Source organism: Kosmotoga sp. (assembly GCF_982836095.1).
On the sequence record NZ_CEYIHJ010000122.1, the window covers coordinates 1 to 5,998 of the forward strand.

General features: G+C 43.2%; 5 protein-coding genes and 1 pseudogene. 4 read left to right on the forward strand and 2 right to left on the reverse strand.

Annotated features, from left to right (window positions below; translation table 11 throughout):
- Nucleotides 1-176: 176 nt before the first annotated feature.
- From AC3LHT_RS08040 to AC3LHT_RS08050, 3 genes are all read left to right on the forward strand, one after another.
- Nucleotides 177-920, forward strand: a complete 744-nt coding sequence (locus AC3LHT_RS08040; RefSeq protein ID WP_290647016.1) for an ATP-binding cassette domain-containing protein — start codon at nt 177-179, stop codon at nt 918-920.
- Nucleotides 917-1,873 (forward strand): SufB/SufD family protein, encoded by a 957-nt coding sequence (locus AC3LHT_RS08045; protein ID WP_290668147.1) that lies wholly within the window; start codon nt 917-919, stop codon nt 1,871-1,873. Before AC3LHT_RS08040 ends, AC3LHT_RS08045 begins: the two co-directional genes overlap by 4 nt.
- Nucleotides 1,874-1,973: 100 nt before the next feature.
- Entirely contained in the window at nt 1,974-3,302 is a 1,329-nt protein-coding gene (locus tag AC3LHT_RS08050; RefSeq protein ID WP_488662527.1) for an NAD(P)/FAD-dependent oxidoreductase, read from the forward strand.
- Here the strand turns inward: AC3LHT_RS08050 and AC3LHT_RS08055 are convergent.
- A complete protein-coding gene (locus AC3LHT_RS08055; RefSeq protein ID WP_488662528.1) occupies nt 3,290-4,525 on the reverse strand; it encodes a competence/damage-inducible protein A in 1,236 nt (411 codons plus the stop codon). The genes AC3LHT_RS08050 and AC3LHT_RS08055 overlap by 13 nt on opposite strands.
- A 53-nt stretch (nt 4,526-4,578) precedes the next feature.
- Between AC3LHT_RS08055 and AC3LHT_RS08060 the strand changes: the two genes are divergently transcribed.
- Nucleotides 4,579-5,763, forward strand: coding sequence for an MFS transporter (locus AC3LHT_RS08060; protein WP_290647012.1), 1,185 nt, complete (start codon nt 4,579-4,581; stop codon nt 5,761-5,763).
- Here the strand turns inward: AC3LHT_RS08060 and AC3LHT_RS08065 are convergent.
- Nucleotides 5,764-5,998, reverse strand: a pseudogene (locus AC3LHT_RS08065) (ABC transporter permease); the annotation flags it as partial.

Consider the following 5,998-nt stretch of genomic DNA (forward strand, 5'->3'; position numbering starts at 1 on the left):
TGCGATCTGCTTCTTGGCTTTTTCAACATGTCCTGGATACCACATAGCTTTTCCCCCAATGCACTTTTTGTAAAGGTGATTATCTTCAACAATGATACCATTATTCCGTAAGGTGCTTAAAAAGTTCACATTTTAGGTATAAAATAGTTCTGTACCCTATTTTAGGAGGTTTTTTCATGCTTGCTTTGAAAAGAATACGTTATGAAAAGAGTGAAAGAGTTATTCTTCGGAATATGACCATAGAGTTCGAAGACGGAAAAATTTACGCCATGCTTGGTAACAATGGTGTAGGTAAGTCCACTCTTGCAGGTATAATAATGGGCCTTGAAAATTACCGTGAACACACAGGCGAGTTATATCTGGATGATATTTCACTTAAAGATCTTGGTGTTTTTGAAAGGGCAAAGCTTGGTATAACCCTTGCCCTTCAAGAACCCGTTCGCTTTGAAGGCATAACAATTGACGAATACCTAAACCTCGGTGGAAAACTGCGCCTTTCCCAGGATGAAATCGCTGAAGCTCTCAAATTGGTGGGGCTTTCCAAGGAATATCTTGGAAGGTATGTTGATTCTACACTCAGTGGTGGTGAAAGGAAGAGGGTTGAGTTAGCTTCTATTGTTTTGATTAAACCAAAAATCGTGATACTGGATGAACCGGACTCTGGTATAGATATAATGTCGAACGAGATGATAAAAGCGGTTGTTGGAAAACTCAAAAAAGCCGGAAGCACCGTCATCATGATTACTCACCGCGAAGAAATTGCCATGATGGCAGATGAAGCATATCTTATGTGTGGGGGTAGGCTTCTCGCAAGCGGAACTCCGCAGGAAATTGTCGCTTTCTACAAAAAGCTCTGTGACAGCTGTGATCATATAAACAAGCCAGAAAGTGAGAAAATTAGAGGCGGTGAAGCGAAATGATAGAAAGCAATTACCAGAGAGAATTCGAAAAAATAGCCGAGTATTATGAAAAATCTGGAGGAGACGCATCGAGATTTTTAAGGCGGGATATCGTCTCAATAATAGTGAGTGGAGATAAGGTCATTGGCAGAAACACAGTAGAAGGTGTTGAATTGAAGGCAAAAGGCCTTGAAAACGGTGTTGAAATCTGGCTTGAGGTTAAAGATGGCATTCAAGTTGAAAATCCCATACACCTTTGCACAGGTTACTTGAAGCCGGAGGGCACTCAATTGGTGCTAATTCACACGAAGCTGGGAAAGGCAGCGAAGGCCAACTTCTTATCCCATTGTGTGTTTCCCAATGGCAAAGAATTCACCCATAGAATGATTTCAGATATCGAATTATCTGAATCTGCTAAGATGAGTTATGAAGATGTCCATTTTCATAGCAAAGATGGTGGGGTAACGGTAGAGGCTATTTACAACGCGCATCTCGGTGAAAAAAGCGTTTTCAGGAACACCTTTCATTTGACAAAAACCCGTGTTGGGAAATTGAAGGTAGAAATGAAGGTGAATCTTGATAAAGAGGCTGTGGCCGAAATAGAATCCAAGGTTTATGAGAAGCAAGACGATTACGTCGAAATCATCGAAGAATTGAACTTGAATGGAGAAAGATCCTCAGGCATAGCTAAATCAGTTGTTTTTGCGACTGACAGCAGTAAAGCACGGATAATCAACAGGGCATATGGAAACGCCCCCTATGCGAGGGGGCATATAGAATGCAAAGAAATTGTCAAAGGGGGTAACGTGAACGTCGGAACCATTCCTGAACTCTATGTCAAGGATGAAAAGGCTGAGTTAACCCACGAAGCATCCATAGGCCGCATGAATGTGAAGCAATTGGAAACCCTTATGGCTAAAGGTCTCACTGAAAATGAAGCAATAGAACTGATAGTCAAAGGTATGTTAAAATAAAGTGCTTGCTACATGTAGTTTACAATAATTTCGTTTATTTTCCTACTGTTTTACACAGTCTATTTTTCTTTTCTTGGGTCTGGGAAACCGGGGGAATTCTATGTTGAAGTATGACCTTGTCATCGCCGGTGCAGGCTATGCCGGGTTGGTTCTTGCCATGAAGTGCCTTTCTGGAGGAATGAAAGTCGCTGTTGTTGATATCAAAGCCGAGGGAGATCTCGGACATGATTGGTCGGATTCTGTTGAAAGGGAAGTTCTTGAAAAACGGGATATAGGATTTTCTGAAAAAGAGATTACCGCAAAACCCAAAGGTCTGCACATCATATCACCGCTTCGTAGTAAGGAATTTTTCCTTGATTACGCTTACGAAATCGTGGATATGAAACTTCTGCACAAAAGGCTTCTTGAAAAGGTGGAAGAGCGAGGAGGCGAATTGCATCTCAGAGCAAGCGCCGTAAGACCGATTCTTGAGTCATCTGGCAGATGCAAGGGCTTGAGATTTAATGAAAATGGTGAGCCAAGAGAACTAAAAGCCGATTTTGTAGCTGATTGTACGGGCATAAAGAGCGCGATAAAGAGTTTGATGCCCCGGGGATCAGGCTTTAAAATAGAGCTCTCTTCAACGGATATTTCAAAAGCGTACCGTGAAGTATGGCGCTGGAATGGTAAAACGAAAGGTAATACAGAAAAGGTTTTGGCTGGTTGGTTGAGCTATCATTACGGAATCAATGGCGGTTACAGCTGGGTTCATCCGGAGACCGACGATAGAATAGATGTTGGAGCTGGCATTCAGCTTGGTAAGGGATATCCAGATCCTGAAAATACCGTACCCGAAAGAGTCAAAAATCTGGGACTGGGTGAAAGGTTGAGAGGGGGCGGCGGAGTCATCCCTGTGTCTTCTTCTCATCCTGTTTTGTACTCTCATGGGGTGCTTCTTGTTGGCGATAGCGCTTTTCAAGCTATTCCCACTTCTGGCTGTGGTGCCGGAAATGCCATGAGGTCTGCTTTAATTGCGGGCGATGCCCTTTTGAGGTCTCGTCTGAATCCAGATGAGCGAGGTTCTTTATATGAAAGGCTTTATTTTCAGCAAAAGGGGGCTGACCTTGCATATTACGATGTGTTAAGGAGGAGAATGCAATCCTTTACACCTGAGACTCTTGATTGGCTTATGAAGAAAGGTATTTTGGGCTCAAGGGAGCTTTACGCCTCCATTCATGGGCTTTATCAGAACACACCGGCTTTTTCTACATTGCTGAAACTGGCTTACGGATTTACGCGTATCGATGTTTTATTGAAATTGAAAAGAGCTCTGTCTATTGGCGAAAAGCTCCGTGAACATTTGCAAAACATCCCTTATAGGGCTAAATCTGGCGAAAAATGGTTGCAAAAATATTATGATTTGCTATCTGAAACCTATCATTTTGACTGAGATATGAGAGCCTTTCTGAGGATGTTTAGGGCATGAAGCGTGGCCCTTAGCCTTATCCAATTTCTATCTCCGTGTAGGCGTAGCTCTTCTGCTTTTTCTTCACCATTAAGCCACAATCCGACGTACACCAGACCAACGGGCTTTTCTTTTGTTCCACCTCCGGGCCCCGCTATGCCAGTGGTTGCCAACCCGATATTTGAACCGGAAACCGCTGCAATCCCTCTTGCCATTTCAATGGCGGTTCTTGGGCTAACTGCACCGAAAGTTCTCAGGGTTTCAGAAGCGACTCCAAGCAAATTCTTTTTTGATTCGTTGCTGTATGCTATCACACCCTCTTTGAAAACCTCGGAGGCGCCCGGAACGTTAATCAACCTTGAAGATACCAACCCACCGGTACATGATTCAGCTGTGGAAATTGATAAGCCAGCTTTCTTTAGCAATTCGATCACTACTTCTTCCATTGTTGTGTCGCCTTCTGCGTATATATATTCCCCAAGTTTTTTTCTTATTTCCGACTCAACAGGCATGATCAATTTTTCAGCTTCTGATTTGCCCTTTGCCCTGGCTGTTATCCTTATCGTTACTTCCCCTTCCAAGGCGTATGGAGCCACTGTCGGGTTTTCGTAGCTCTCAAAAAAGTCTTTCAGAATGCCTGCAAGCTGACTTTCACGAATACCGAAAATCCTCAATACCTTTGATACCAGAACCTCGCTGCTATGTTTTTCTAAGTATTTAACAGTATATTTTTCAAACATCGTCTTCATCTCTCGAGGGGGGCCTGGCAGCAGTACAATAGCTTTTTCGCCCTTTTCGATTATGCAACCGGGAGCTGTTCCCACGTCGTTTGGAAGAACTATGGCTCCCTCTGGAATATATGCCTGCTTCTGATTTGCTTTTGAAAGGACCGTTTCACCCGTTCTCTCTTTTATGCGCTGTAATGAAGCTCCATCGAGTTGAAGGTCAAGCCCGAATAGTTTCGCTACAGTTTCCTTGGTGAGATCGTCTTGTGTTGGCCCCAAACCGCCTGTTATCACCACAAGCTCAACACGTTCAAGAGCTTCCTTTAACACTTCTGAAAGCCTTTTGGCGTTATCACCAACCGCCGTCTGCCTGTAAACAAAATGCCCAAGTTCAGCCAACCTCTTTGAGAGATAATGGGCATTGGTATTGACTATGTTTCCAAGAAGAAGTTCGGTTCCCACAGAAACGATTTCTGCTCTCATGCTTTATCTCCCTTCTATATTGTGGTATGATTTAGTAAGTTTACCTAACAAAGGTGATTAGGTTGAAAGACAGAATCCCGCTTCTTATAGCAGCGATCCTGAGGTTTACAGCCGTTTTGAGTTTTGGCATTTTGCTCCAGCTCAGACTCAGAGAGCTGGGAGTCTCTGTTGTTGTAATAAGTGCCCTCGCTACTGTCAGAGGTGCCTTTAATACCCTGGGCTCGCCAATATGGGGAGCAATTTCCGATAAAGCTGCAAACAGGAAATTATTGCTTACTGCGACTTTACTGGTTCCAGGAGTGCTTTATTTTCTATATGCTTTTATGCAACTATCTTATCAATTTATTATTCTCGGCGCTGTTACCGCATTTTTCAGCTCTGCCTTTCAACCAATAACAATGTCTCTTAGCACTGAGTTTGCGGAAGATGAAAGCGTATCCTCGACTTCAAAAGAGATTTCATTGTTAAATGCCGCGAATTCTTTTGGGATGTTTCTGGGAAGAGTTTTGCTTTCAGTTCTCCTGCTCTGGTTATCGGTCAGATCTGTCATCTTTTTCTTTTCAATTATAGCGCTATCTGTTGCAATTCCGATATTCCTCATGAAAGGCATAAACAGGAAAGCGGCTGCAAAAAAAGCTGAGAAACGAAATATTATTGCCGCTTTCTTCCCTCTTGTTTCGGATCCATCTCCTATGTTGAAAAATGGTGTCTGGGCGATATATATCGGAAGTTTTATGCGCCAATTTGGCATAACAGGGTCAACTTCTTTAATCGCAGTGTACTTAACGGAAGAAATGGGACTTTCAAAATCCCTGGCAGTTATCCTTACAGCCATAAATCCACTCATTCAGATATTTTCACATATCTACTTTGGACGTTTAATTGGGAAGATAAAAGCCAAGAGCAGTACAGTTTTTGGGATGCTCTTAACGTCTTTGACAACACTACTATTTGCCATAGGAAACAGCTGGATAACAGTTGCTATTGCCTACTTTTCATTGGGGATAGCTTTTGGTGCTTTTATAAATGGCGCTTCTACTTTTGTGGTTACCCATTCTCCCAGGGAAAGAACAGCGGAACTCCTTGGAGTTTTGCGTTCTTCAAGATCACTTGGCCAGATGTTTGGGCCACTTGTAGCTGGCATTATCGCCTCCTATTCCTACGTGCAAATGTTCTCAGTCATGGGGATTGCCATAATGTTTAGTGGATTTCTTGTGATGGTATTCTGCAAGGAATGATCAGGTTTTTTCTTCTCTCGAGTACGGGACACCAAGAGCAGCAGGAGCCCCTACCTTTAGCTTGATCTTTTCAGTGGAAGTGAAGAACAGCACAGCCACCGTGAGGATATATGGAAACATCATCAGTATATGTGAAGAAATAGTCGTTCCAGCAGCTTGCATCCTGAGCCCCAGGGCAGTTACACCACCGAAAAGATATGCGCCAAACATGGCTTTCGCAGGATCCCAGGTTGCA

Coding starts and splice junctions, on each gene's coding strand:
- AC3LHT_RS08040 (WP_290647016.1), top strand. CDS start 177: ATGCTTGCTTTGAAAAGAATACGTTATGAAAAGAGTGAAAGAGTTATT.
- AC3LHT_RS08045 (WP_290668147.1), top strand. CDS start 917: ATGATAGAAAGCAATTACCAGAGAGAATTCGAAAAAATAGCCGAGTAT.
- AC3LHT_RS08050 (WP_488662527.1), top strand. CDS start 1,974: ATGTTGAAGTATGACCTTGTCATCGCCGGTGCAGGCTATGCCGGGTTG.
- AC3LHT_RS08055 (WP_488662528.1), bottom strand. CDS start 4,525: ATGAGAGCAGAAATCGTTTCTGTGGGAACCGAACTTCTTCTTGGAAAC.